Raw genomic sequence first — 25912 nt, 5'->3', positions numbered from 1 at the left:
GCGGGGGCGGACGGCTCCGTCACCGCCGCCGGACTCGATCACCCCACGGACGAGTAGGCCACGACTCCGCGCAGCAGCTCCTCGACCGCCTTGCGGGCGTTCTTCGCCACCGTCGAGCCACCGCTGGAGGCCGGAGCCGCCGCGGCGATCTGCCCGAGCACGTCGATGACCTGCTTGCACCAGCGCACGAAGTCACCGGCCGGCATCTCCGCCTCGCGCAGCACCTCGTCGAGGCTCTTGCCCGAGGCCCACATGTAGGCCGACCAGGCGAACCCGAGATCGGGCTCACGCTGTCCCACGCCCTCGGTCTGCCGGATCCGGAAGTCCTCCTCCAGGGCGTCCAGCCGGCCCCAGATGCGCACCATCTCGCCGAGCGCGGCCTTCGCCTTGCCCGAGGGCAGCTTCGGCGCCATCGCGTCGTCCCCGGCCCGCGACTCGTAGACCAGCGCCGAGACGCAGGCGGCCAGTTCGGCCGGGGCCAGCCCCTCCCAGACGCCGGCCCGCAGGCATTCGCTGGCGAGGAGGTCGAGCTCGCCGTAGAGCCGGGCGAGCCGCTTGCCGTGCTCGGTGACCTCGTTGCCCCGCAGGTAGTCCAGCTCGGTCAGCAGCGCAACGATCCGGTCGAAGGTGCGCGCGATCGTGTTGGTGCGGCCCTCGATCCGGCGCTCCAGCTGGGAGGTGTCCCGCAGCAGCCGGTGGTAGCGCTCGGCCCAGCGGGCGTGGTCCTCACGGTCGGAGCAGCCGTGACAGGGGTGGGCGCGGATCGCGGTGCGCAGCCGGGCGATCTCCCGGTCGTCGGCCGCCTGCGAGCGCTGCTTGCGGGCCCGCTCCGGCGGGATGTGCCCGGCCTTGGTGCGCAGCGCGGAGGCGAGATCGCGGCGGGACTGCGGCGAGCGGGCGTTGAACGTCTTCGGGATGCGCATCCGGTCCAGCGCCTCGACCGGCACCGGGAAGTCGATCGAGGCGAGCCGCTTGACCTGCCGCTCGGCGGTGAGCACCAGCGGCCGCGGCCCGTCGTGCTGGTCGAAACCGCGGTGGCCGTTGGCCCGCCCGGCGGGCAGGCCCGGATCGAGCACCAGCGCGAGACCGGCGTACTTGCCGGTGGGCACGTGGATGACGTCACCCGGCTTGAGCTTCTCCAGCGCCACGGCGGCCTCGGTACGGCGCTGCGCCGCACCCTGCTTGGCCAGTTCGGTCTCGCGGTCCTTGAGGTCGCGGCGCAGCCGCGCGTACTCCTCGAAGTCGCCGAGGTGGCAGGTCATGGAGGCCTTGTAGCCGTCGAGCCCCTCCTCGTTGCGCTGCACCTGCCGCGAGATCCCGACCACCGACCGGTCGGCCTGGAACTGCGCGAACGAGGTCTCCAGCAGCTCGCGCGAGCGGTGCCGCCCGAACTGCTCGACCAGGTTGACCGCCATGTTGTACGACGGCTTGAAGCTGGAGCGCAGCGGGTAGGTGCGGGTGCCCGCGAGCCCGGCCAGGTGCTCGGGGCTCATCGCGCGCTGCCACAGCACGACCGCGTGTCCCTCGACGTCGATGCCGCGCCGGCCCGCGCGCCCGGTGAGCTGGGTGTACTCGCCGGGTGTGATGTCGGCGTGCTGCTCGCCGTTCCACTTGACGAGCTTTTCGAGCACCACGGAACGGGCGGGCATGTTGATGCCGAGGGCGAGCGTCTCGGTGGCGAAGACGGCCTTGACCAGGCCCCGTACGAACAGTTCCTCGACGACCTCCTTGAAGGTCGGCAGCATGCCGGCGTGGTGGGCGGCGATCCCGCGCTCCAGGCCCTCCAGCCACTCGTAGTACCCGAGGACGTGCAGGTCCTCGTGGGGGATGGCGGCGGTGCGCTCCTCGACCAGGGCACGGACCTCGGCCCGGGCGTCCTCGTCGTTGAGCCGCAGGCCCGCGTACAGGCACTGCTGGACCGCGGCCTCGCAGGCGGCCCGGCTGAAGATGAAGGTGATGGCGGGCAGCAGTCCCGCCGCGTCGAGCCGCTCGATGACCTCGGGCCGTCCCGGGGTCCACACCCGGGAGCGCTGCCTGCGCTCGCGCTCACGGTCGGCCTCGCGCATGGCGCGGCCGCGTCTGCGGTCCTGGTAGGAGGGCCGGCTGGCCTCCATGCGGGCCAGCCGGGCGAGGTCGGGGTTGACGGCCCTGCGCTGGCCCTCGCCCTCCTCGAAGAGGTCGTACATCCGCCGCCCGGCGAGCACGTGCTGGAACAGCGGCACGGGCCGGTGCTCGGAGACGATCACCTCGGTGTCCCCGCGCACGGTGTCGAGCCAGTCGCCGAACTCCTCGGCGTTGGACACCGTCGCCGACAGCGAGACCAGGGTGACCGACTCGGGGAGGTGGATGATCACCTCCTCCCACACGGCGCCCCGGAAGCGGTCGGAGAGGTAGTGCACCTCGTCCATCACCACGTAGCCCAGACCGAGCAGCGTCTGCGAACCGGCGTACAGCATGTTCCGCAGCACCTCGGTGGTCATCACGACCACCGGGGCGTCGGAGTTGACGCTGTTGTCGCCGGTGAGCAGGCCGACCTTGTCGCTGCCGTAGCGCCGGCTCAGGTCGGCGTACTTCTGGTTCGAGAGCGCCTTGATGGGCGTCGTGTAGAAGCACTTCTTGCCCTGGAGGAGGGCGAGGTGGACGGCGAACTCGCCCACGATCGTCTTCCCCGAGCCGGTGGGGGCGGCCACCAGGACGCCCTTGCCCGCCTCGAGTGCCTCACAGGCCTCGATCTGGAAGGGGTCGAGACCGAAGTCGTACATCTCGCGGAAGGACGCGAGCGCGGTGGCCTGCTCGACAGCGCGCTTACGTGCTGCCGTGTACCGCTCGGCCGGTGAGAGATCCTCTGTCATCGTGCTTTCGAGCGTACCGGGCCGCACTGACAACAGGACGATCATTATCCGGATCCGGTGCCTCCGAACCCCGGTACGCCCAGCTCACGGAGGCGCGAGGCGGCGGCCGGACGTCCGGGTTCAGGGGCCGACGACCCGTACCGCCCCCGGTACGCACCGCGCGGTGAGCGGCAGCCGCCCGAGCCGTTCCCCGTCCGCGTAGGCCGAGACGTCCGCGGCGGCGATCCGCACCTCGGCCGCCCGGTGGACGCCGACCACGGGATGATCGACGTGCGTGCCCCGGTAGACCTTGGGGAACACCCGCAGCAGCGTGCGGCGGGAGCAGTCGCCGACGATCGTCACGTCGAAGAGCCCGTCGGCCGGGTCGGCGCCGGGGCAGATCCGCATCCCGCCGCCGTAGGAGGATCCGTTGCCGACGGCGACGAGGGTGGCCTCGATCTCCCGGACGTCACCGCCGTCGAACGTGATGCGGTAGGGAACGGGACGGAACGCCGCCAGTTCGGCGAGCATCGCCAGGTCGTACCTGGCGCGCCCGGTGGGCCATCTCATGCGGTTGCCCCGGTCGTTGACGCGGGAGTCGAAACCGGAGGCGAGGACGGTGCCGAACCAGCGGTCGCCGACCAGGCCCAGGTCGATGTCGCGGATCCGGGCGCCCTTGAGGGCGTCGGCGACCAGCAGGGCGGCGCCCGCCGGGTCGCGCACGGGCAGGCCGAGGGCGCGGGCGAGGTCGTTGCCGGTGCCGACGGCTACCAGCCCGAGCGGGGTACGGGTGCCGGCGACGGCCTGGAGCGCGAGGTGGGCCAGTCCGTCGCCGCCGACGGCGATCAGGGCGCCGGTGCCGCCCGCGACGGCGGCACGCGCGCGTGCGAGGGCGTCGCCGGCGTCGGCCCCGACGACGGTGTGCACGGTGAAGCCGGCCGCCCGCAACGCGCAAGCGGCCGGCCGCGCTGCGTGAGCGCCCCGGCCGCGGCCCGCCGCGGGGTTGACGAAGAGGGTGATCTCGCTGGTCACGGGGATGACCTTAAGAGCTCACCGGTGGTCGTCAGGTCACGTCGTCATAACCGTTGACCCGGTCCGTGCTCGTCTGCTCCGGCAGTGAGCGGCTCGCGCCGACCGACTCGACCTCGCCGATGTCCTCGGGGCTGAGGTCCAGCTCGGAGGCCTCGTCGTCGGCCGGGCCCAGGGCGTCGCGGCGGCGCCTGCGACGGTCGTTGAGCAGGGCGAAGACGGTGGCGCCGAAGTACAGGACCCAGATCGGTCCGGCGAGGGCCAGCATCGAGACGGGGTCGGTGCTGGGCGTGGCGACGGCGGCGAACACCGTGATGCCGATGATCATGGCTCGCCACCAGCCGAGCATGCGCTTGCCGGTGACCATGCCGGTCAGGTTCAGGAAGATCAGCAGCAGCGGCAGCTCGAAGGAGAGGCCGAAGACGACGACCATGCGCGTGACGAGCTGGAGCAGGTCGTCCAGCGGCAGCAGGTTGGCGACGCCGCCCGGCGTGAAGTCGATCAGCACCTTGGCGGTGGTCGGCAGCACCCGGTAGGCGAAGTAGCCGCCGCCGATGAAGAGTGGGGCGCCCATGCCGACGAACGCGTACGCGTACTTGCGCTCGTGGTTGTGCAGACCGGGGGCGATGAAGGCCCACAGCTGGTAGAGCCAGACCGGCGAGGCGAAGACGACACCGGCCATCAGGGAGACCTGGAGGGCCAGCGTGAAGGGCGCGAGCAGACCGTTGATCGTGATGCTGGCGCACTTGTTGGTGGAGTCGCCGGACTTGAGCTGGCCCGCGATCTCCTCGAAAGTCTTCCCGCAGCCGACCGAGTCGAGGATCGGCTTGGTGAGGAAGTTGATGATGTCGTTGTAGAAGAAGGCGGCCACGACCGTCACGAGGACGATGGCCAGCATCGCCTTCGCGAGCCGGTTGCGGAGCTCACGAAGGTGATCCGCGAGAGGCATCCGCCCCTCGGGGTCCTTCTCCTGTTTGCGGGCAGGCTTCAGCAACCCACGTTCCCATCTCGTGCGGAGGGCCGGAGGTCACCGGCCCTGCGTCAGCGCTTGGTGGTGTCCGTCGGCTCGCTGACCGGACGGGAGCTGCTCACGTCGCCGGGGGCGGCCTGGATGGTGCGCTGAGCGGGGGGCTGCTCGCCGTCGTTCGGCGGGCCCGCCGGGGTGGCCGTGCTGCTGCCCTCTTCCTTCATCGCCTTCGCCTCGCTCTTGAGGATGCGAGCGGACTTGCCGAGCGAGCGCGCCATGTCGGGAAGCTTCTTGGCGCCGAACAGCAGGATGACGACGACGAGGATGAGAATGATCTCGGGGGCGCCGAGCCTTCCGAACATAAGTCTTTACCTTCTCACCGAGGCTGCGGGGGCGGGATGCCGTCCGATCGGTCGGACACCTGTCCGAACGATCGTGTTGACAGCGATCGTAGCGCTCAGGGGTAAACGTGAGGCAATCCCTGCGCGTACTCCCGGTCAGCGGTCCGGGCCTCGTTATCCGGGCCGCGACCAGCAGCGTACCTGCCCCTCCCACCGCGGCGGGAGGGCGAAGTGGTCCAAAACGCATTCGCCACGGGACTCACAGGACGGCCACAGCGGCCGCCGGAGGTCACACAGCGGCCGTCACCGGGGGTCCGCGGCACGGGCCACGCTCACCGCGGCCCGCTCCAGGTCCTGGGCGGCCCGGTCGATACGGCGCGCGGACTCCGTGACCTGAAGGCCCAGACGCCGCGCTTCGGTGAAGACCCGCACGGCGAACACCGCGAGGACGGCGAGACCCGCAAAACCCATGGCAACCGCGAACATCGGCCAGAACATGGACCGAGCCTAGACCGTCCTACGGGGCGTGCAGCCGCAGGGTCCTGACCCCACCGCCGGTGAGGAGCTCGACGATCCGCTCCCCGGCCGGCTTGCGCACCGCCGCACCGCAGCCGGGGCAGGTGAAGGAGTAGAACGTGGTCCGGCTGGACGCGCCGATCGCCAGCCGCAGGGCACCGGCGGCCAGCTCGAAGGCCCCCCGGCAGTCGGGACAGCCCGCCCTGAACCGCACCGGGCCCACGCTGCGCATGCCCGCGAACGCGGAGGCCACCGAGATGCCCCGCACACCGGACGCCGTCGACTCGTTCACAGCCCCTGCTCCCGCCCCTCGTACCCGCTCCCGCCCCGCGGCCCCGGCCGTTCGCCGGACACCGCGCGCGGCCCGTCGCCCGCCTCGACCCCGTCGTACGCGGCGAGCGCCTCGGCGGCGGCCCGGCGGGCACTGTCGGCGAGCTCCGGCGGCGAGACGATCCGGCCGTCGCGGCCGAGCCTCAGCGCCAGCCGCCTGAGCGAAGCGGGTTCGGGCGTGCGCAGGGTAATACGCAGCCCGCCGTCGGGAAGCTCATCGGCGCTGTCGTGCGGGTAGTACTCGGCCACCCACCGGCCGCCCGGACCGACCTCGACGACGACCTCCGGGTCCTCGGCGGCCGGCTGCACCAGCCCCTCCGACAGGTCCCGCAGCTCGACCTCCGGCGGCGCCGACGGCTCGTCCAGGATCCTGATCTCGGCGACCCGGTCCAGCCGGAACGTGCGCCGCGCCTCCGAGCGGCGGCACCAGGCCTCCACGTACGTGTGCCCGACGCTGACCAGCCGGATCGGGTCGATCTCCCGCTCGGTGACCTCGTCACGGGCCGGCGAGTAGTAGCGGATCCACAGCCGGCGCCGCTCGGAGATCGCCCGGTCGACGTCGGCGAAGACCCCGCCCTCGGACTCGAACGTCACCGACAGCCGCGCGCTCGCGCCCGCCGCCTCCCCGGCCGCGGCCTCCACCTTCGCCGTCGCCCGCAGCAGCGCCTGCCGGTCGCCCTCGCGCAGACCGGGCAGCGTGGACACGGCGCGCGCCGCCACCAGCAGCGCGGTCGCCTCGTCGGCGGCCAGCCGCAGCGGCTCGGCGGCCTCCGCCCCGAGCGCGGCCGGATTGTGCCACCAGATGCGCTCGCCGTCGGTGTCGATGTCGAGAAGGTCGCCGCCGCGGAAGCTGGTCCCGCACATCGGCAGCACGTCGAGGTCCGAGACCAGCTCGTCCTCGGTGATGCCGAAGGCGCGCGCCACGTCCTCGATGCGCGCCCCCGGACGCTCCCGGAGATACGTCACCAGCGAGAGCATCCGCCGGGTCTGGTCGATCGCGTTCGCCGGCCTGACCGGTTTGCCTGCCACTGTGTTGCTCGCTCCCCCTCAGCCCTTCGCCACGGCCCGTAGCCGGTCCACGACGTCCGCACGCAGCTCGGCGGGGTCCAGGACCACCACGTCCGGCCCGAACTCCACCAGCCAGGCGTCCAGCCCGTGCCCGTACGGAATCTCCAACTCGTCCCAGCCGTCGCCGAGTTCCCGGACCGCGGTGGCCTTCGCCCGCAAGGGGTACCCGGCCCCCGTCCGCAGCCGGATCAGGGCGCTGCGGTCGGCGGTCTCCCCCGCCCAGCCGGCGACCGTCTCACGGACGGTGACGACATCGGGGACCGGCGCGGTGAAACCTGTCCCGCGCGAGCGCACCCTGCCCGTGATCCGCGACAGCCGGAAGACCCGCTCGGCACCCCGGTCCCGGTCGAAACCCGCCAGGTACCAGTGCCCGCGCCAGCACTCCAGCGCCCACGGCTCCACATGGCGGGGCTCCGGATGCGCGGCGGTGGCCTTGCGGTAGTCGAACATGACGGGCCGGCGGTCGCGGCAGGCCAGCATCAGCGGCTCGAACGCCGCCTCGTGCACCGGGATCCGCGGCTCCAGCGCGCCGTGCGCCTCGTACGGGTCGACGTCCTCCGGCAGGCCGGCGGCGCGCAGCTTCTGGAGGGCGCCGCTCGCGGCCCCCGCCAGCCGCGCCTGCTGCCACACCTTGGCCGCCAGCCCCAGCGCCGCGGCCTCCTCGGCGTCGAGCGTGATGGGCGGCAGCCGGTTGCTGTCCCGGCGGGCGAGATAACCGATCTCACCGTCCAGGCTCTCCACGGTCTCGATGACCAGGCCGAGCTCGCGCAGATCGTCCTTGTCCCGCTCGAACATCCGGTTGAAGGAGTCGTCGGACGCCGCACCGTTCCCGGACCGGAACGTCTCCACGTACGCCTCGATGGAGTCGCGCAGCTCGCGCTTGCTGAGCGGCCGCCGCGTCCCCAGCAGACACAGCGCCAGGTTCATCAGTCGCTCGGCCTTGGCAATGGCCATCGGCGCCCTTCGCCTCCCCTATGGTGCTTACGATCGACGACCGTACCGCCCCGCGGTGCCCGGACAAAAGCCGAGGGCCCATGCCCGGGCAGGCATGGGCCCCAGATGATCAACACTGGTCGTGCGACGGTCAGACCCCGAGCAGGTCCACCACGAAGATCAGCGTCTCGCCCGGCTTGATCGCCGGCGTCGGGCTCTGGTTGCCGTAGGCGAGGTGGGCCGGGATGGTCAGCTGGCGACGGCCGCCGACCTTCATGCCCTGCACGCCCTGGTCCCAGCCCTTGATGACCCGTCCGCCACCGAGCGGGAAACGGAACGGCGTCCCGCGGTTCCAGCTCGCGTCGAACTCCTCACCGGTGCTGAAGGCCACACCGACGTAGTGGACGCTGACGTTGTGGCCGGCCTGCGCGACCTCCCCGTCACCCTCCCAGATGTCCTTGATCTCCAGGTCCGCCGGGGGCTCGCCGCCGGGGAAGTCGATCTCGGGCTTGTCAATGCTCACGTCACTGGCTCCTGCACGTCTCACGGAAAGCAACAACACGGACAGTCTTACACCCTGGAGGACCTCACGCCTTGGCGAGGATGTCCACGGTGAACACCATCGTGGAGTCCTTCTTGATACCGCTGCCGCTCGGCGGGCTGTCGCCGTAACCCAGCGACGGCGGAACGACGATGACGACCCGGCTGCCCACCTTCTTGCCGGTCAGACCCTGCGCCCAGCCCTTGACCACCTGCTGGAGCGAGAACGACGTCAGCGCGTTGCGGCTGTACGTCGAGTCGAACTCCTTGCCCGTGTCCCAGATCACGCCCTTGTACTGCACCAGCACCGTGTCGGTCGCCGCCAGCGCCGCGCCGTCGCCCTCGATCACGTAGTTGCTGACCAGCGCCGTCGGCGCCTTCGTCTTCGGGATGTCGATCGAGGGCGCCTTGCCGTCGGTGTTCGTGCCGACCTTCGGCAACGCCGCATCGTCCTGCGGCACGTCCTTGCCCTTGGCCGAGCTCTTCGAGTTGAACGTGTCCTGGATGTCGAAGACGAACACCAGCGTGTCGGTGCCCTTGATACCCGTCTGCGCGTCGCCGTCCTTGCCGAACGCCCATGTCGGCGGCACCGAGAACAGCACCCGGCTGCCGATCTTCTTGCCCGTCAGGGCATAGCGCCAGCCGTCGATCGTGCCGCCCTGCGCGAGCTGCGTGAACAGCGGCTTCTTCGTGTCGTACGTGTTGAGCAGGACCTTCCCGCTGTCCCAGATCTGCCCGAGCGCGTTGGCCTGGATGTAGTCGTTCTCCGCGACCGTCCTGCCGCTGCCCGCGATCACCGTCTTCACCGCCAACTGGTCCGAGGGCTCACCCGTGCCCTTGGCGACCGTCGGCTTCTCACCGAACTTCACCCCCGCGGTGATCGCCGGCAGCGGACCGTCGACGATCTTCGGCGCGGGAGCGGCCGACGAGGCCCCCGCGGAAGGGGACCCGCCGTCGCTCGCCTTGCTCGTGTCGGACTTGTCGTCACCGCACGCGGCGAAAGTGACCAGCCCCGCGGGGACGGCGGCAAGGATGAGGGAGCGTCGGCGCACGATGAGAGCCTCGTAATCGGTCGATCTTCTGATGGCGTGCGCGCAACTCTACGACGTGAGACGGGCACCGTACGGGAAACGTACGGTGCCCGTGTTGCGTTCCGCTCCGTGCCCGCAAGCACGCGCGGAGCGCCTCGCTCACATGCCGGCGATCAGCTTCTCCACCCGGTCGTCCACCGAACGGAACGGGTCCTTGCACAGCACGGTGCGCTGCGCCTGGTCGTTGAGCTTCAGATGCACCCAGTCCACCGTGAAGTCCCGGCGCTGCTCCTGCGCCCGCCGGATGAAGTCACCGCGCAACCGCGCCCTGGTGGTCTGCGGCGGCACCGACTTGCCCTCGAAGATCTTCAGGTCGTTGCAGATCCGCGCCGCCTGACCCTTGCGCTCCAGCAGGTAGTACAGACCACGACGACGGTGGATGTCGTGGTAGGCGAGGTCTATCTGCGCCACCCTCGGGTGCGACATGGTCATGTTGTGCTTGGCCCGGTACCGCTCGATGAGCTTGTACTTCATGACCCAGTCGATCTCGGTGCCGATCCGGTCGAGGTCCTCCGCCTCGATCGCGTCCAGCGTGCGGCCCCACAGCTCCAGGACCTGGTCGACCGTGCCGGTGCGGACACCGCGGCGCTCGACGAAGTCCACGGCCTTCTCGTAGTACTCGCGCTGCACCTCCAGCGCCGAGGCCTCACGGCCGCTGGCCAGACGCACCTTGCGCCGGCCCGTGATGTCGTGACTGACCTCGCGGATCGCCCGGATCGGGTTCTCCAGCGTCAGGTCCCGCATCACCGTGCCCGCCTCGATCATGCGCAGCACCAGATCGGTGGCCCCGACCTTCAGCAGCATGGTCGTCTCGGACATGTTCGAGTCACCGACGATGACATGCAGACGGCGGTACCGCTCGGCGTCCGCGTGCGGCTCGTCACGCGTGTTGATGATGGGCCGCGAACGGGTCGTCGCCGAGGAGACGCCCTCCCAGATGTGCTCCGCCCGCTGACTGACGCAGTAGACCGCGCCACGCGGCGTCTGGAGCACCTTGCCCGCCCCGCACAGCAGCTGGCGGGTCACCAGGAACGGAATGAGGATGTCCGCGAGCCGGGAGAACTCCCCGTGCCGGGCCACCAGGTAGTTCTCGTGGCAACCGTAGGAGTTGCCCGCCGAGTCCGTGTTGTTCTTGAAGAGGTAGACGTCGCCCGCGATTCCTTCCTCGTGCAGGCGTCGTTCCGCGTCCACCAGGAGTCCTTCGAGAATGCGCTCGCCGGCCTTGTCGTGGGTGACCAGTTCGGTCACGTTGTCACATTCCGGTGTCGCGTATTCCGGATGCGAACCCACGTCGAGATAGAGGCGGGCGCCGTTTCGCAGAAAGACGTTGCTGCTTCGGCCCCATGACACGACACGGCGGAAGAGGTACCGCGCCACCTCGTCGGGAGACAGCCGGCGCTGTCCCCTGAACGTACATGTGACGCCGTACTCGTTCTCCAGCCCGAAAATGCGGCGGTCCATGAGTGAACATTACGCCCGATCCCCTGAACTGAAACGGGGTTCGGCAGCACGGTTTGGATCATTTTCCGATGAAGCCGCAACAACCCCACCCCCGGCGGGAGCTGCCATTACCCGCCCCGTGGCCAGCAAAACCACCGACGACACGGCACCCGCCGCCGCCGGCACCGCGAACCCCCACAACGCCCCGCCGGCCTCCACGACCGGACCCGCGACACCCGTCCCCACCGACGCCCCGACGGTGAACATCGTCACCAGCCAGGAGAACGCCTCCGTCACCGTCCCGCGCGGCGCGTGCCGGTCCACGATGACGAACGCACACGCGAGAGCCGGCGCCAGGAACACCCCCGCGAGCGCCGTCAGCGCCACCATCGCCACCGCACCCGGCATCAGCATCAACGGCAGATAACACACCGCCAGCAATGCCACCAGGCCCCGCAGTCGCCGCTCCGGCGCCCCGACCCACCGCCGCGCCCCGTACCCCACACCTCCGACCAGTGCGCCCAGCCCCAGCGCCGCCATCAGCCAGCCGTACACCACGTCACCGCCGTGCTCGTCCGCGTACGGCACCGACGCCACCGTGATCGAACCCAGCGCGACGCCCACGAACAGGAACGCCCCCAGAAGAGCCAGCAGACCCGGCGACCGCAGCGCACCCAGCCAGTGCGCCTCGCGCGGCGCCGAACGCCACGCGCGCGAAGGCGGCGACACCACGACCGACAGCGCGCCCAGCACCCCCAGCGCGTTCAGCACCAGCAGGGCCCCCTGCTCCGACCACAGCGACACGCACAGCGTCACCAGCAGCGGCCCGACGGTGAACATCACCTCCTGCGCCACCGCGTCCATCGCGTACGCCGTGTGCACCTGGTCCTCCCGCCGCAGCACGGTGGGCCACAGCGCCCGCAGGCCCCCTTCCAGCGGCGGGGTGAACAGCCCCGCGCCCGCGACCGAGGCGTAGGCCGCGGCCGACGGGTCCGTGCCCGTGAAGGCGAAGACCGCCATCGCCAGCGCCGAGGCGAGCGCCGCCGGCAACTGCACCCGCGGCTGCCCGTACACGTCCACCAGCCGCCCCAGCAGCGGCTGCCCCACGGCGTTGGCCACCCCGTACACGGCCGCCAGAGCGCCCGCCAGGCTGTACGTGCCGCCCTGCGCGCGCACGAACAGCACGATCGCGATGGCGGCCGTGGCGTTGGGCAACCGCCCGACGAGCGTGCCGGTCAGCAGCCGGGCGGCATGCCTCGCCCTGAGGATCTCCCCGTACCCCGCGGCCAATGTCCCGCCTCCGTCGGCTCGCCCGGGACGGTGCACCACCCCGAGGTTTTACGTATAACGTCTTTTGTCATACGTACCATGTGCGCTGTTCGCCCGTCCATACGAAGGAGCAGCCCCACGGTGGCACGAGCCAGCACGCGCCCCACGAGCCGTGACGTCGCCCGGGCCGCCGGGGTCTCCCAGGCCGCCGTCTCCCTGGTCCTCGGCGACAAATGGCGCGGCCGCGTCTCCGAGACCACCGCCCGACGCGTCCGCGAAGCCGCCCACGACCTCGGCTACCGCCCCAACCTGGCCGCCCGCAACCTCCGCCTCGGCCGCACCCGCACCGTCCTCCTCGTCGTCCCCGCCCTCACCACCGAATTCTTCGCCGGCGTCTACACCGGCGCGGCACGCGTCGCCGCCGAACACGGCTTCGGAGTCGTCCTCTACCCCTCCCCCGAAGGCGTCGGCCCCGCCCGCAACCCCTTCGCCTCCGCACAGGCCGCCCTCGACGGCGTCCTCGCCTCTTCCATGGCCGCCGACGCCCTCACCGCCATCCGCGGCGACCAACTCCCCCTCGTCATGCTCGACAGCGACCCCGCAGGAAGCCTCGGCGCCGCCACCGTCAACCTCGACATCACCGACGGCGTACGCCAGATCGCCGACCACCTCCTCGGACTCGGCCACCGCCGCTTCCTGCACCTCGCGGCCGACATCCCCTCCTGGACCTTCGAGATCCGCGCCCGCGAACTCGCCACCCGCCTCGCCACCGTCCCCGGCACCACCCTGCGCACCGCCCCCGCCCCGATCTCCATCGACGGCGCCCTCACCGCCGCGGCAACCGCCCTCGGCACCCCCGGCCCGCGCCCCACCGCCATCGTCTGCGACGACGACAAGCTCGCCGCCGGCGCCTACAAAGCCCTACGGCGCCTCGGCCTGCGCGTGCCCGACGACATCTCCGTCACCGGCCTCGACGACCTCACCCTGGCCACCGCCCTCGACCCCGAGCTCACCACTGTGCGACTCGACTCCGAACTCTTCGGCGAACGCGGCATGCAAGCCCTCCTGGCCGTCCTGGAAGGCCGCACACCCGACGGCGGGGACATCCCCGTCGAACTCGTCGTGCGGGCCTCCACGGCCCCGCCCGGCGCCCCCTGAGACGCACCACGCCCCGGCCGGGACACCGGCCGGGGCGTGACAGAGACACTCGCCTACGGAACTACTCCTCGTCGGCGCTCTCCGCCTCCGTGGACGCACCGTCCGTCTCCAGCAACCGGCCCAGCTGGCGCCCCACGATCCGCTTGAACTTGCGCGACTGCGGCCGCGTACGGTCCAGCACCGCCACCTCGAGACGCTCGGCCGGAATCTCCCGCTCCGTACCGTTCGTGTCACGGGACAAGGCCTGGACCGCCAGCTTCAGCGCCTCGGCCAGGCTCATGCCGTCCCGGTGACGCTGGTCCAGATAGCTGCTGATCTGCTCGGCATTGCCACCGACCGCCACCGACCCGTGCTCGTCCACGATGGAACCGTCGTGCGGCAACCGGTAGATCTGGTCCCCGTCCGGCGTGGCACCGACCTCCGCCACCACCAGCTCCACCTCGTACGGCTTCTCCCCCGCCGACGAGAAGATCGTGCCCAGCGTCTGCGCGTACACGTTCGCCAGACCCCGGGCCGTCACGTCGTCACGGTCGTAGGTGTACCCCCGCAGATCGGCGTACCGCACGCCACCGATCCGCAGGTTCTCGTACTCGTTGTACTTGCCGGCGGCCGCGAAACCGATCCGGTCGTAGATCTCGCTGAACTTGTGCAGCGCACGGGACGGATTCTCACCGACGAACACGATGCCGTCGGCGTACTGGATCACAACGAGGCTGCGCCCGCGCGCGATGCCCTTGCGGGCGTACTCGGCACGGTCGGCCATCGCCTGCTGGGGTGAGACATAGAACGGCGTCGACACCGGCTATCCGTCCCTTTCTGTCGAAGTCACTGGATCACCTGGGATGAGAACCGGCCGCCGGCTACAGCAGGGCGGCACGCGGGCCGTCCGGCTGCTCCAGACGACGCTCCAGAACCGAGCGGGCGATCTCCGACGACTCCTCGTCGGTCAGCCGGCGGAAACCGTCCTCGGTGATCACGGTGACGATGGGGTAGATCCGGCGCGCGACATCGGGACCACCGGTCGCCGAATCGTCGTCCGCCGCGTCGTAGAGGGCCTGCACCACCAGCGTGGTGGCCTCGGCCTCGGACAGGTCGCCGCGGAACAGCTTCTTCATGGCCCCGCGCGCGAAGATCGACCCGGAACCCGTGGCCGCGTAGTTGTGCTCCTCCGACCGGCCGCCCGTCACGTCGTACGAGAAGATCCGGCCCCTGTCGCGGTCCACGTCGAACCCGGCGAACAGGGGCACCACCGCCAGCCCCTGCATGGCCATCCCCAGATTCGACCGGATCATGGTCGACAGACGGTTCGCCTTGCCCTCCAGCGAGAGCTGCGCCCCCTCGACCTTCTCGAAGTGCTCCAGCTCCAGCTGGAACAGCTTCACCATCTCGACGGCCAGACCGGCGGTGCCGGCGATACCGACCGCCGAGTACTCGTCGGCCGGGAAGACCTTCTCGATGTCCCGCTGCGCGATGACGTTGCCCATCGTGGCACGACGGTCACCGGCGAGCACGACACCGCCGGGGAAGGTCACGGCGACGATCGTCGTGCCGTGCGGCGCCTCGATGACGCCCTGCGTCGGAGGCAGCTGCCGCTTGCCCGGCAGGAGCTCCGGCTGGTGGTCGGAGAGAAAGTCCATGAAGGACGAGGACCCGGGCGTCAGGAAGGCAGCCGGTAGACGCCCGGTGCTACGAGTGTTGGCTTCCATGGAGTTCCTTCCAGGTAAGCGGCTGCCCGACGAACAGCGTCGGGATCGTCTCCCAACTTGCCGATGGCCGAATTGCAGTTGAAGCACAGTACGCCACGGACCCTACCCGTCTCGTGGCAGTGATCCACATGTACGGCAGGAGCTTTCAGGCAGATCACGCAGAGACCCCTTTGCGAGGCCACCATGGCGTCGCGTTCGGCTTCGGTCATGCCGTAGTGGCGCATCAGGTGTCCACGGCGGCCCTTGACGGCTTTGCACGCCTTGCAGCAGGTCGCAAGGCCGTCGGACGCCGTGGCGTTACGGTGCCACTCACTGTGCGGCTTGACCTCCTCACAGGTGCGGCAGAACTTGTGCCCCTCGGGCGTCTCCACCCGCGGCCGCACCTTCCGGCCCTTCGCGAGTTGGCGAGCCTGGTGATAGGCCGCCCAGCATTCCCGGCAGTAGGCCTGCAAGCCGTCCCGGGCCGCCCTGTTGCCGGCGAAGGCTGCTCGTGGCTTCAGCTCCTTGCACCGCGAGCAGCGCTTCACAGCATCTTCGATCATCAAGCTCCGAGCCCCCCGCAGCCTTTGATCCGAAGGCTACTCGCCGCCCTTCTGAACGAAACTTCGAACGAAGTCCTCGGCATTTTCCTCGAGGACATCGTCAATTTCGTCAAGAACCGAGTCGACGTCGTCGCTCAGCTTCTCCTGGCGTTCCTTGAGGTCCTCCGACGCCTGCGCCTCGGGCGCCTGCTCCTCGGCCTCCTCGGTGGACCGCGTCGCCTTCTGCTGGCCGCCGCCGGTGTCCTTGGTCGCCATAACCCTCACCCCGCTCTTTCGCCCGACATGGTCGACAGGTCGGCATTCCTGCCGATCGGTGATGATCAGACCCTACAAGCCGGGTCCGACATCGGCCCCGCAGTTGCCACAACGTACGGGGGCCACCTCGATGATTCCCGGACGGAGGGGTTTCCACCCCGTCCGGCCGGGCCCGCCCCGGGGGCGGGTCAGCCGCCCGAAAGCACCCTGACCAGGTCTTCCGCCGTTCGGCAGCGGTCCAGGAGCTCCTTGACGTGATTTCGCGTTCCGCGAAGCGGTTCCAGGGTTGGGACGCGCTGGAGCGAGTCCCGGCCCGGCAGATCGAAGATCACCGAGTCCCAGGACGCGGCGGCCACGTCGTCGGCGTACTGCTCCAGACAGCGGCCGCGGAAGTACGCGCGGGTGTCCTCCGGCGGCTTCGTGACGGCCCGCTCGACCTCGCTCTCGTCCAGGAGCCGTTTCATGCGTCCGCGGGCCACCAGACGGTTGTAGAGGCCCTTGTCGGCCCGTACGTCGGCGTACTGGAGGTCGACGAGGTGCAGGCGCGCGGCGTCCCAGTCGAGACCGTCACGGCGCCGGTAGCCCTCCATGACCTCCCGCTTGGCGACCCAGTCGAGTTCGCCGGCGAGGCTCATGGGGTCGTTCTCCAGACGGTTCAGGGTGTCCTCCCAGCGCGCGAGGACGTCCTTGGTCTGGTCGTCGGCGTCGGCGCCGAACCGCTCCTCGACGTATTTGCGCGACAGCTCGAAGTACTCCATCTGGAGCTGCACCGCGGTGAGCGTGCGGCCGCTGCGCAGGGTGACCAGTCGCTTCAGGGTGGGGTCGTGGGAGACCTGGTGGAGGGTGCGGACGGGCTGGTCGACGGCGAGGTCGACGGCGATGAAGCCGTCCTCGATCATCGACAGGACCAGGGCCGTGGTGCCGAGCTTGAGGTAGGTCGAGATCTCGGAGAGGTTGGCGTCGCCGATGATCACGTGCAGACGGCGGTACTTCTCCGCGTCGGCGTGCGGTTCGTCGCGGGTGTTGATGATGGGGCGCTTGAGCGTCGTCTCGAGGCCGACCTCGACCTCGAAGTAGTCGGCGCGCTGGCTGAGCTGGAAGCCGTGTTCGTGGCCGTCCTGGCCGATGCCGACCCGGCCGGCGCCGGTGACCACCTGGCGGGAGACGAAGAAGGGCGTGAGGTGGCGCACGATGTCCGAGAAGGCGGTCTCCCGCTTCATCAGGTAGTTCTCGTGCGTGCCGTAGGAGGCGCCCTTGTTGTCGGTGTTGTTCTTGTAGAGGTGGATCGGCTGGGCGCCGGGGAGCGCGGCGGCCCGTTCGGCGGCCTCGGCCATGATCCGTTCGCCGGCCTTGTCCCAGAGGACGGCGTCGCGGGGGTTGGTGACCTCGGGCGAGCTGTATTCGGGGTGGGCATGGTCGACGTAGAGCCGGGCGCCGTTGGTGAGGATGACGTTGGCGAGGCCGATGTCCTCGTCGGTGAGCTGGCTGGAGTCGGCGACCTCGCGGGCGAGGTCGAAGCCACGCGCGTCCCGCAGCGGGTTCTCCTCCTCGAAGTCCCAGCGGGCCCGGCGGGCCCTGTGCATCGCCGCCGCGTAGGCGTTGACGATCTGGGACGAGGTGAGCATGGCATTGGCGTTCGGGTGGCCGGGGACGGAGATGCCGTACTCCGTCTCGATGCCCATTACTCGCCGTACGGTCATGCGGCCCTCCTTGCCCGGCGGCACCCTCGGTCGTGGGCGCCGCTCAGATACCGGTGGTGCTCCGGTGCGTGTGCGGTGCCCGTCCCCGCACTGCGCGACCCGGCGGTACGGAAGAGCCTAGAACGCCTCCGCGCTGGTGGGGAGATCATTTGCGTCATTGCCTTGCTCCAGCCGTGGCCCGGAAAACAGACGGCTGCGGGTACCCGTGGTGGGCACCCGCAGCCGCCCTGGTCCTACAGGTACTGTCCGGTGTTCGCCACCGTGTCGATGGAGCGTCCGGTGTCCGCGCCCTGCTTTCCGGTGATGAGGGTGCGGATGTAGACGATCCGTTCGCCCTTCTTTCCGGAGATCCGGGCCCAGTCGTCGGGGTTGGTGGTGTTGGGCAGGTCCTCGTTCTCCTTGAACTCGTCCACGCAGGCCTGGAGGAGGTGGGAGACGCGCAGGCCCTTCTGGTTGTGGTCGAGGAAGTCCTTGATGGCCATTTTCTTGGCGCGGCCGACGATGTTCTCGATCATGGCGCCGGAATTGAAGTCCTTGAAGTAGAGGACTTCCTTGTCACCGTTGGCGTAGGTGACTTCCAGGAAGCGGTTCTCCTCGGATTCGGCGTACATGTGTTCCACGGCCGTCTGGATCATGCTCTGGACGGTGGTGGTCTTGTCGCCGCCGTGTTCGCCCACGTCCTCGGAGTGCAGGGGGAGGCGTTCGGTGAGGTACTTCTGGAAGATGTCCTTGGCCGCTTCGGCGTCCGGGCGCTCGATCTTGATCTTCACGTCGAGGCGGCCAGGGCGCAGGATGGCCGGGTCGATCATGTCCTCGCGGTTGGACGCGCCGATGACGACCACGTTCTGGAGGCCTTCGACGCCGTCGATCTCGGCGAGGAGCTGCGGGACGATGGTGTTCTCGACGTCGGAGCTGACGCCGGAGCCGCGGGTGCGGAAGAGGGATTCCATCTCGTCGAAGAAGACGATGACGGGGGTGCCCTCGGAGGCCTTCTCCCGTGCGCGCTGGAAGACGAGGCGGATCTGCCGCTCGGTCTCGCCGACGTACTTGTTGAGGAGCTCGGGGCCCTTGATGTTGAGGAAGAAGCTCTTGCCGGTGGCCTGGCCGGTGACCTCGGCGACCTTCTTGGCCAGCGAGTTGGCGACGGCCTTGGCGATGAGCGTCTTGCCGCATCCGGGCGGTCCGTAGAGCAGGACGCCCTTGGGCGGGCGCAGCTCGTGCTCCTTGAAGAGGTCGGGGTACAGGTACGGGAGCTCGACCGCGTCGCGGATCATCTCGATCTGTCCGCCGAGGCCGCCGATCTGCTCGTAGCCGATGTCGGGGACCTCTTCGAGGACGAGTTCCTCGACCTCGCTCTTGGGGACGACTTCGTAGACGTATCCGGAGCGGGGTTCGAGGAGCAGGGCGTCGCCGGGGCGGATGACGACGTCCAGGAGGGGTTCGGCGAGCCGGACCACCCTTTCCTCGTCGGTGTGGCCCTGGACCAGGGCGCGTACGCCGTCCTCGAGGATCTCCTTGAGGGTGACGATGTCGCCGACGCTCTCGTACTCCATGGCCTCGACCACGTTGAGTGCTTCGTTGAGCATCACTTCCTGGCCGCGCCTGAGCTCCTCGAGCTCGACGCCGGGGCTGACGTTCACGCGGAGTTTGCGGCCTCCGGTGAAGATGTCGGCCGTGCCGTCCTCGTTGGCCGAGAGGAAGACACCGAAGCCGGCCGGCGGCTGTGCGAGCCGGTCGACTTCTTCCTTGAGGGCCACGATCTGGTCGCGGGCCTCACGGAGCGTGTTGGCGAGTCGCTCGTTCTGGGCGGACACGCCGGCCAGGTTCGTCTGTAGCTCGACGATCCGCTCTTCGAGAATCCTCGTGTGCCGCGGAGAGTCGGCGAGCTTGCGCCGCAGGACGGCGATCTCCTGCTCAAGGTAGGCAATCTGCCCGGACGGGTCGTCGGACCCTCGTCCCGGGCGGATGCCGCGGTTCATGTCGTCGTCGTGGGCTGCCACGGTCCTCACCTCCTCCAAGGGGAGCTGGACGCTTCCAGACCCTACCTGGGTGGGTGTCGATTGAAACCCCTAGATCACAAAGACTGTCGAGGTGTGTCCGATCTTCACCCTTGCGCTCTCCCTCACGCCAGGGGGATACCCACGGAACATGGTGGGGAAGCCGCCGAGGGTAGGGTCGAAGTGTTCAACACCCGTCAGAGCCTGCATCGTTCCCTTGCGGCTCGACAGTAAACGGCAGGAGTCATGGGCGTGCAGCAGGAGGCACAGGTCGGCGGCGAGGCGCTGGAGGTCTGGATCGACCAGGATCTCTGTACCGGTGACGGGATCTGCGCGCAGTACGCGCCGGAGGTCTTCGAACTGGACATCGACGGTCTGGCCTACGTGAAGGGCGCGGACGACGAGCTCTTGCAGGCCAAGGGGGCCACGACGCCGGTGCCGTTGCCGTTGCTGACGGACGTGGTGGATTCGGCGCGCGAGTGTCCCGGTGACTGTATTCATGTGCGACGCGTTTCGGACAGCGTCGAGGTGTACGGGCCTGACGCGGAGTGAGTCCGTCGCGACGCGTGGTGACGGTTGTCTGATTTCTCACAGGCCGGTGGCCGGGATCAGACGCTGTGGGCGCCCGCGGGTGTCGAGCGGACGAACGTGTCGTCCTTCCATTCCCACTTGGCGCTGTCCTTGAGGTCGGGGCAGCAACTGGGTACGTCCGGTGTGGAGTAGCCGAGCAGGGTGGCGAGGACGGCTCCGTCGGTGACGGTGAGGCTCGTGACGGTGTTGCGGGTCTTGGGGTCGACGAGGGTGGCGACCACGCGTGCGTGCGTGGCGTCGGCGCCGTGGGTGAGGACGTAGACGGCGTCGGGCGGGGTGCCCATGGCGGCGTCGCAGTGGACGACCGCGACCGTTTCCGGGATGCCGTCCCCGTCGAGGTCGCCGCTGGCCTTCTTCACCACGAGTGCCTGGACGGGGCCGCAGGTGAGGGGGAAGTCGACGCCTGTCGTGGCGGGGGCGGCGGTGGTGGCGGGTCTGGCGGTGCGGCCGGTGGTCTGGGCGGCCGTGGCGGCTCTGGGCTGGAGGAACGAGGAGAGGGCGACGACACCGGCGAGGGCGGTGGCGGTCGCGACCCAGTGGATGGGCCGGGCGTGGGTGTGTGCCAGTTCCGGGAGGGCGGATTGCTGCACTGGCAGTGTCTCCTGTGGTGGCTGTGCCGGTGAGGCCGGGGGATTGGCCAGCATCGTGCCACACGTCACACGGTGGGGGAACGGCGGGGTACGGGATATCGGACGGGGCCGTGCCTGGTGGCGGGCGGTGCGGGGCAACGGGAAGGCGCCGTGGCGGAGTTCCGGGTCGGTCCGGAACTCCGCCACGGCGCCTTGTCGTTGGGGCCGCGGCGGGGCCGTGTCAGCGGCCGTTGCCGCCGTCGGCGTTGGGGCCGGTGTAGTCCTCGCCGTAGGCGCCCTTGGCGGGGCGGCGGCGGCGCATGGGCGGCTCGACGCCGTCGGCGAGGCGGCGGGCGGTGAGGAGGAAGCCGGTGTGGCCGATCATCCGGTGGTCCGGGCGGACGGCAAGGCCTTCCACGTGCCAGTTGCGGATCATCGACTCCCAGGAGGTCGGCTCGTTGAAGGAGCCGATCTCGCGGATGGACTCCACGGTCCGCGCGAGCTGGGTGGTGGTGGCCACGTAGCAGCACAGGATGCCGCCGGGGACGAGGGCCTTGGAGACGGCCTCCAGGCACTCCCAGGGGGCCAGCATGTCGAGGATGACGCGGTCGACGTCGGTGTCGGAGAGGTTGTCCTGGAGGTCGCCGACGGTGAGCTGCCAGGCGGGGTGCGGGCCGCCGAAGTAGCGCTCGACGTTCTGCTGGGCGATCTCGGCGAAGTCCTCGCGGCGCTCGTAGCTGTGCAGCATGCCCTGGTCGCCGATGGCGCGCAGCAGGAAGCTGCTCAGCGATCCGGAGCCGACGCCGGCCTCGACGACGCGTGCGCCGGGGAAGATGTCGGCGAAGGCGAGGATCTGCCCCGCGTCCTTGGGGTAGACCACGGCGGCGCCGCGGGGCATGGACAGGACGTAGTCGGGGAGCAGGGGGCGCAGCGCGAGGTAGGCGACGTTCCCGGTGGTGCGGACAACGCTGCCCTCGGGTGAGCCGATCAGTTCGTCGTGCGGGAAGGAACCCTTGTGGGTGTGGAAGTTCTTCCCGGCTTCGAGCGTGAACGTGTAGTGGCGGCCCTTGGGATCGGTCAGCTGAACCTGGTCCCCGACCTTGAAGGGCCCGCGCCTGCGGGCGGCACCGGTCGGTTCGGACATGTGAACAGCCTACCGGGGTTTGCCGGGGCCGCCGACCACGGGCGGGGGCGGGCTAGGAGGGCCTGGCCATGGCCTTGACGAAGGCGCGCTCGACGTCGGCGGCGGACAGGACGCCGAAGATCTCGCCGGTCTCCTCGACGACGAGGTACTCGGTGGCGGGGGTGGCGCGCAGGACGTCGAGGAGGTCCTCGCCGGCGAGCTCGGCGGAGACGCGCATGCCGTCGCTGAGGTCCTGGGCGAGGCCGCTGACGGCGACCCAGGGGCGGCGGTGTTCGGGTACGCCGACGATCGCCGCCTCGCGGACGAGGGAGAGCGGTTCGCCGTTGGCGTCGACGACGACGAGGGCGCGGGCGCCGGCGTCGTTGGCGCGGCGCAGGGCCTCGGACAGGGGGGTGTGGGTCTCCACGGGAACGGCGCGCCGGGTGAGGGTGCGGGCGCGCAGTTCGGGGAGGTGTTCGCGCAGCCGGGCCATGCGCAGGCTGTTGCCGGCGCCGGTCCAGATGATCGCGGCGAGGATGGCCGCGAGCAGGGCGTCGGTGACGGTGTCCATGCCGACGCTGTCCTCGGCGCTGGTGCCGAGGGCGCCGGACTGGGTGAGCAGCGGCAGGCCGATGAGGACGGAGACGGCGAGGGCGCGGCCGACCCAGGCGGCGGCGACGGTGCCGCTCATGGGCTTGCCGGTGATCTTCCAGACGACGGCGCGGAGCATGCGGCCGCCGTCGAGGGGGAGGCCGGGCAGCAGGTTGAAGATCGCGACGATCAGGTTGGAGATCATCAGGCCGGCCAGCAGGACGCCGGGGACGGTGCCGCGCTCGACGGGCTGCATGGCGAGGTAGAAGACACCGGCGAGGACGAGGGAGAGCAGCGGGCCGACGAAGGCGAGCCAGAACTCGCGGCCGGGGGTCTCGGCCTCCTTCTCGATCTCGGAGACGCCGCCGAAGAACTGGAGCTGGATGCGGCGGACGGGGAGTTCGAAGCGGAGGGCGGCGATGGTGTGGGCGAGTTCGTGGACGAGGACCGAGGCGTAGAAGGCGACGGCGAAGAAGAGGGCCACGAGGTAGCGGGCGGCGCCGAGTTCGGGGAGCACGCGGTCCAGCTGGTTGCCGAAGACCCAGGTGATGAGGGCGGCGACGAGGAACCAGCTGGGGGCGACGTAGACGGGCACGCCGAAGGGGCGGCCCATGAGGAGGCCGCCGCGGGGCTGCTCCGGGGGGCGCTGGGGCGGGGGTCCCTTGGGGAGGGTGGGGACGGGGGCGGGCCCGGAGGAGTGATCGGACGGGGGTGTGGCGGCGGGGGTCCGGACGGGGGCGGCCGGCTCCTCGGCCCCGGTGCCCGTGCCGGCCGGCTCCTCGGCCCCGGTGCCCGTGCCGGCCGGCTCCTCGGCCTCGGGGGTCGTGGCGGCCGGCGCTTCGTCGCGGGGTGCGGCCGGGGTGGCGGCGCGGGGCGGTGCGTCGCTCTGTCCGGCCGGGGCGGCAGCGGGTTCGGCGGGGGCGTGGCCCGATACGGCAGGGGTGTCGTCGGATCCGGCCTCGGGCCGGGTTCCGGTTCCCGCCTCGGGCTCGGGCTCGGGCTCGGGCTCGGGCTCGTGTCCGGCTTCCGCTGAGGATCCCTGGCCGGTTTCTGCTCCGGGGCCGTCCCCGGCCGGGGTGGAGGTGTCGGGGCTGGAGGTGTCCGGGGTGGGCGCGGTACCGCTCTCGTCCCGTGATTCGGGCGTGGCCGGTCCGGGGGTGCCGGGGTCCGGGGTCCGCGCGACGTCGGTGGCCGCAGGCGCAGGTGTCACGGGGTGCTCGGCCGCATGCTCGTCGTCCGGCCGCGGCCGCCCGCTCCCGCCGCTTTCCACCACGGTGTCCCCTCGATCGAAGCGTCCCCCGCTCGTGCCGGGCGGGAGGGTCTCGGACCGATGGTATGCGGCAGTCGTGACGTGTTCCGCCCCGGCACCCCCGGTGGTTTCCCGATCCTGCCCGGTGTCCGGGGCGGGGCGGGGTGCGCGACTGGGTGACTGTCAGTGGTGGGCCGTACAGTCTGTGGTCATGGAGAGCAGCAGCGAGGGCGTCGCCCCGGCGGGCGACGGCGGTGTCGTGGAGGACCGGGCACCCGCGGAGACGGCCGCGCCGGAGGCGGTGGTGGCGGAAGCGGCGGTGACGGACGCGGCAGTCACGGACGCGGCGGTGACGGCGGTGGCAGAGACGGTCGTGGTGCCGGTGGCCGCCGTGGCGCCCGCCTCGCTCTCGCCCTCGCGGGCCGGCGACTTCATGCAGTGCCCGCTGCTGTACCGGTTCCGGGTGATCGACCGGCTGCCGGAGAAGCCGAGCCCGGCGGCGACCAAGGGCACGCTGGTGCACGCGGTCCTGGAGCGGCTGTTCGACTCCCCGGCGGCGGAGCGGACGGCGCCGCGGGCGAAGTCGCTGATCCCGGGACAGTGGGACCGGCTGCGGGAGACGCGGCCGGAGGTGGTGGAGCTGTTCGCCGACGATCCGGAGGGCGAGCGGCTGGCCGGCTGGCTGGTGGAGGCGGAGCGGCTGGTCGAGCGCTGGTTCACGCTGGAGGACCCGACACGGCTGGAGCCCGCCGAGCGGGAGCTGTTCGTCGAGGCGGAGCTGGAGTCGGGGCTGCGGCTGCGCGGGATCATCGACCGGGTCGACGTGGCGCCCACCGGCGAGGTGCGCATCGTCGACTACAAGACGGGCAAGGCGCCGCGGCCGGAGTACGCCGAGGGCGCGCTGTTCCAGATGAAGTTCTACGCCCTGGTCGTCTGGCGGCTGAAGAACGTCGTGCCCCGGCGGCTGCAACTCGTGTACCTGGGCAGCGGGGACGTGCTGACGTACGACCCGGTCCTGGCCGATCTGGAGCGCGTGGAGCGCAAGTTGCTGGCGCTGTGGGAGGCGATCCGGCTGGCCACGCGGACGGGTGAGTGGCGGCCCCGGCCGACCAAGCTGTGCGGCTGGTGCGACCACCAGGCGCACTGCCCGGAGTTCGGCGGTACTCCCCCGCCGTATCCGCTGCCGGTGACGACGCCGTGAGGGCGGCCGAGTCGCTGGACGGGGCGCAGGGCAGAATGGGGCCGGGCTAGAGAAGGAGACTTACGTGGCCATCCGCGTCCTACTGGTCGACGACCAGCCGCTGCTGCGCACCGGCTTCCGGATGATCCTGGAGGCCGAGCAGGATCTCGCGGTCGTCGGTGAGGCCGGAGACGGTCTACAGGCTCTCGACCAGGTGCGGGCGTTGCAGCCCGACGTGGTGTTGATGGACATCCGCATGCCGCGGATGGACGGGGTGGAGGCGACCCGGCAGATCACCGGGCCGGGGCGGGACGGACCGGCCAAGGTGCTGGTGCTCACGACCTTCGACCTCGACGAGTACGTGGTGGAGGCGCTGCGGGCCGGGGCGAGCGGGTTCCTGCTGAAGGACGCGCCCGCCAATGAGCTGGTGCAGGCGATCCGGGTGGTGGCCGCGGGTGAGGCGATGCTGGCGCCGAGCATCACGCGCCGGCTGCTCGACAAGTACGCGACGCATCTGCCGTCCGGGGACGATCCGGTGCCGGACACCCTGCACACGCTGACCGACCGTGAGGTCGAGGTGCTGAAGCTGGTGGCGCGGGGGCTGTCGAACGCGGAGATCGCCGCCGATCTGTTCGTCAGCGAGACCACGGTGAAGACGCATGTGGGTCATGTACTGACCAAACTGGGGCTGCGCGACCGGGTGCAGGCCGCGGTGTACGCGTACGAGAGCGGACTGGTGCGTCCCGGCGCGCAGTAGGCGCGGTACGGCGGCACGGCGCGAAACGGACGAAGCGACGGAAGGCGCTCCCCTCGACGGGGGGCGCCTTCACTCGTCCGGGCGTGCGGATCGTCGCGGTGGCCCGATCGTGTCGGTTGTGTCACCGAGGGGCGAAAGG

Annotated in this window: 24 protein-coding genes and 1 pseudogene; 4 read left to right on the top strand and 21 right to left on the bottom strand. The window is 70.5% G+C overall.

The window, feature by feature from the left end; genetic code table 11:
- Positions 1-38: 38 nt before the first annotated feature.
- The 12 genes from Saso_RS05295 to Saso_RS05240 all read right to left on the bottom strand — a co-directional run bounded on the left by Saso_RS05295 (position 39) and on the right by Saso_RS05240 (position 12376).
- Positions 39-2897 carry a DEAD/DEAH box helicase gene (locus tag Saso_RS05295; RefSeq protein WP_189926398.1) on the bottom strand — a complete coding sequence of 953 codons (2859 nt, stop codon included), beginning with the start codon at positions 2895-2897 and terminating at the stop codon, positions 39-41.
- 75 nt (positions 2898-2972) lie between these two features.
- Complete coding sequence (locus Saso_RS05290; protein WP_189926399.1) at positions 2973-3863, bottom strand: diacylglycerol kinase; 891 nt, start codon at positions 3861-3863, stop codon at positions 2973-2975.
- Positions 3864-3894: 31 nt separating this feature from the next.
- A complete protein-coding gene (gene tatC, locus Saso_RS05285) occupies positions 3895-4854 on the bottom strand; it encodes a twin-arginine translocase subunit TatC (RefSeq protein ID WP_189926401.1) in 960 nt (319 codons plus the stop codon).
- Positions 4855-4901: 47 nt separating this feature from the next.
- Positions 4902-5189: a Sec-independent protein translocase subunit TatA gene (gene tatA, locus Saso_RS05280; RefSeq protein ID WP_189926403.1), complete on the bottom strand. Its 288-nt coding sequence runs from the start codon at positions 5187-5189 to the stop codon at positions 4902-4904.
- 282 nt (positions 5190-5471) lie between these two features.
- Positions 5472-5666: a hypothetical protein gene (locus tag Saso_RS05275; RefSeq protein ID WP_189926405.1), complete on the bottom strand. Its 195-nt coding sequence runs from the start codon at positions 5664-5666 to the stop codon at positions 5472-5474.
- Positions 5667-5685: 19 nt separating this feature from the next.
- Positions 5686-5976 (bottom strand): hypothetical protein, encoded by a 291-nt coding sequence (locus tag Saso_RS05270; RefSeq protein WP_189926407.1) that lies wholly within the window; start codon positions 5974-5976, stop codon positions 5686-5688.
- The gene (locus Saso_RS05265; protein WP_189926409.1) at positions 5973-7043 is read right to left on the bottom strand and encodes a helix-turn-helix transcriptional regulator; all 1071 of its coding nucleotides are present in this window, start codon (positions 7041-7043) and stop codon (positions 5973-5975) included. The genes Saso_RS05270 and Saso_RS05265 overlap by 4 nt, the downstream gene beginning before the upstream one ends.
- 18 nt (positions 7044-7061) lie before the next feature.
- A complete protein-coding gene (locus tag Saso_RS05260) occupies positions 7062-8036 on the bottom strand; it encodes a helix-turn-helix transcriptional regulator (protein ID WP_189926411.1) in 975 nt (324 codons plus the stop codon).
- A gap of 130 nt (positions 8037-8166) precedes the next feature.
- Complete coding sequence (locus tag Saso_RS05255) at positions 8167-8538, bottom strand: FKBP-type peptidyl-prolyl cis-trans isomerase (protein ID WP_020128331.1); 372 nt, start codon at positions 8536-8538, stop codon at positions 8167-8169.
- A 64-nt stretch (positions 8539-8602) separates the two neighbouring features.
- On the bottom strand, positions 8603-9607 hold the full coding sequence (locus tag Saso_RS05250) for an FKBP-type peptidyl-prolyl cis-trans isomerase (protein WP_189926413.1): 1005 nt from the start codon (positions 9605-9607) through the stop codon (positions 8603-8605).
- A gap of 138 nt (positions 9608-9745) precedes the next feature.
- The gene (pafA, locus tag Saso_RS05245) at positions 9746-11107 is read right to left on the bottom strand and encodes a Pup--protein ligase (protein ID WP_057607036.1); all 1362 of its coding nucleotides are present in this window, start codon (positions 11105-11107) and stop codon (positions 9746-9748) included.
- A gap of 9 nt (positions 11108-11116) precedes the next feature.
- On the bottom strand, positions 11117-12376 hold the full coding sequence (locus tag Saso_RS05240; RefSeq protein ID WP_189926420.1) for an MFS transporter: 1260 nt from the start codon (positions 12374-12376) through the stop codon (positions 11117-11119).
- Positions 12377-12496: 120 nt separating this feature from the next.
- On the opposite strand from Saso_RS05240, the gene Saso_RS05235 reads away from it, so the two are divergent.
- On the top strand, positions 12497-13513 hold the full coding sequence (locus tag Saso_RS05235; RefSeq protein ID WP_189926422.1) for a LacI family DNA-binding transcriptional regulator: 1017 nt from the start codon (positions 12497-12499) through the stop codon (positions 13511-13513).
- A 61-nt stretch (positions 13514-13574) separates the two neighbouring features.
- Here the strand turns inward: Saso_RS05235 and prcA are convergent, their stop codons facing one another.
- From prcA to arc, 6 genes are all read right to left on the bottom strand, one after another.
- On the bottom strand, positions 13575-14312 hold the full coding sequence (gene prcA / locus Saso_RS05230) for a proteasome subunit alpha (protein WP_189926424.1): 738 nt from the start codon (positions 14310-14312) through the stop codon (positions 13575-13577).
- 61 nt (positions 14313-14373) lie between these two features.
- Positions 14374-15219: a proteasome subunit beta gene (gene prcB / locus Saso_RS05225; protein ID WP_189926425.1), complete on the bottom strand. Its 846-nt coding sequence runs from the start codon at positions 15217-15219 to the stop codon at positions 14374-14376.
- A complete protein-coding gene (locus Saso_RS05220; protein WP_189926426.1) occupies positions 15171-15761 on the bottom strand; it encodes an endonuclease VII domain-containing protein in 591 nt (196 codons plus the stop codon). Before Saso_RS05220 ends, prcB begins: the two co-directional genes overlap by 49 nt.
- A 36-nt stretch (positions 15762-15797) precedes the next feature.
- On the bottom strand, positions 15798-16016 hold the full coding sequence (locus tag Saso_RS05215; protein WP_189926427.1) for a ubiquitin-like protein Pup: 219 nt from the start codon (positions 16014-16016) through the stop codon (positions 15798-15800).
- A gap of 188 nt (positions 16017-16204) precedes the next feature.
- Positions 16205-17716: a depupylase/deamidase Dop gene (gene dop / locus Saso_RS05210; protein ID WP_351008037.1), complete on the bottom strand. Its 1512-nt coding sequence runs from the start codon at positions 17714-17716 to the stop codon at positions 16205-16207.
- A 233-nt stretch (positions 17717-17949) separates the two neighbouring features.
- The gene (gene arc / locus Saso_RS05205; protein ID WP_189926428.1) at positions 17950-19716 is read right to left on the bottom strand and encodes a proteasome ATPase; all 1767 of its coding nucleotides are present in this window, start codon (positions 19714-19716) and stop codon (positions 17950-17952) included.
- A gap of 243 nt (positions 19717-19959) precedes the next feature.
- Between arc and Saso_RS05200 the strand changes: the two genes are divergently transcribed.
- A complete protein-coding gene (locus Saso_RS05200; RefSeq protein WP_189926429.1) occupies positions 19960-20265 on the top strand; it encodes a ferredoxin in 306 nt (101 codons plus the stop codon).
- Between the two features lie 56 nt (positions 20266-20321).
- Here Saso_RS05200 and Saso_RS05195 read toward each other — a convergent pair whose 3' ends face one another.
- From Saso_RS05195 to Saso_RS05185, 3 genes are all read right to left on the bottom strand, one after another.
- On the bottom strand, positions 20322-20894 hold the full coding sequence (locus Saso_RS05195) for a hypothetical protein (RefSeq protein ID WP_189926430.1): 573 nt from the start codon (positions 20892-20894) through the stop codon (positions 20322-20324).
- A 220-nt stretch (positions 20895-21114) separates the two neighbouring features.
- The gene (locus Saso_RS05190) at positions 21115-22017 is read right to left on the bottom strand and encodes a tRNA (adenine-N1)-methyltransferase (protein ID WP_189926432.1); all 903 of its coding nucleotides are present in this window, start codon (positions 22015-22017) and stop codon (positions 21115-21117) included.
- A 52-nt stretch (positions 22018-22069) separates the two neighbouring features.
- Positions 22070-23797: a site-2 protease family protein gene (locus Saso_RS05185; protein WP_372442402.1), complete on the bottom strand. Its 1728-nt coding sequence runs from the start codon at positions 23795-23797 to the stop codon at positions 22070-22072.
- Between the two features lie 250 nt (positions 23798-24047).
- On the opposite strand from Saso_RS05185, the pseudogene Saso_RS05180 reads away from it, so the two are divergent.
- Positions 24048-25087 (top strand): annotated as a pseudogene (locus tag Saso_RS05180) (RecB family exonuclease).
- 14 nt (positions 25088-25101) lie between these two features.
- Positions 25102-25773 (top strand): response regulator, encoded by a 672-nt coding sequence (locus Saso_RS05175; protein WP_189926438.1) that lies wholly within the window; start codon positions 25102-25104, stop codon positions 25771-25773.
- The last annotated feature ends 139 nt before the right edge of the window (positions 25774-25912 follow it).

The organism is Streptomyces asoensis, from assembly GCF_016860545.1.
Classification (GTDB): domain Bacteria; phylum Actinomycetota; class Actinomycetes; order Streptomycetales; family Streptomycetaceae; genus Streptomyces; species Streptomyces asoensis.
The sequence above is the reverse complement of the archived record's forward strand: the minus strand, read 5'-3'. Positions and strand labels throughout refer to the sequence as shown.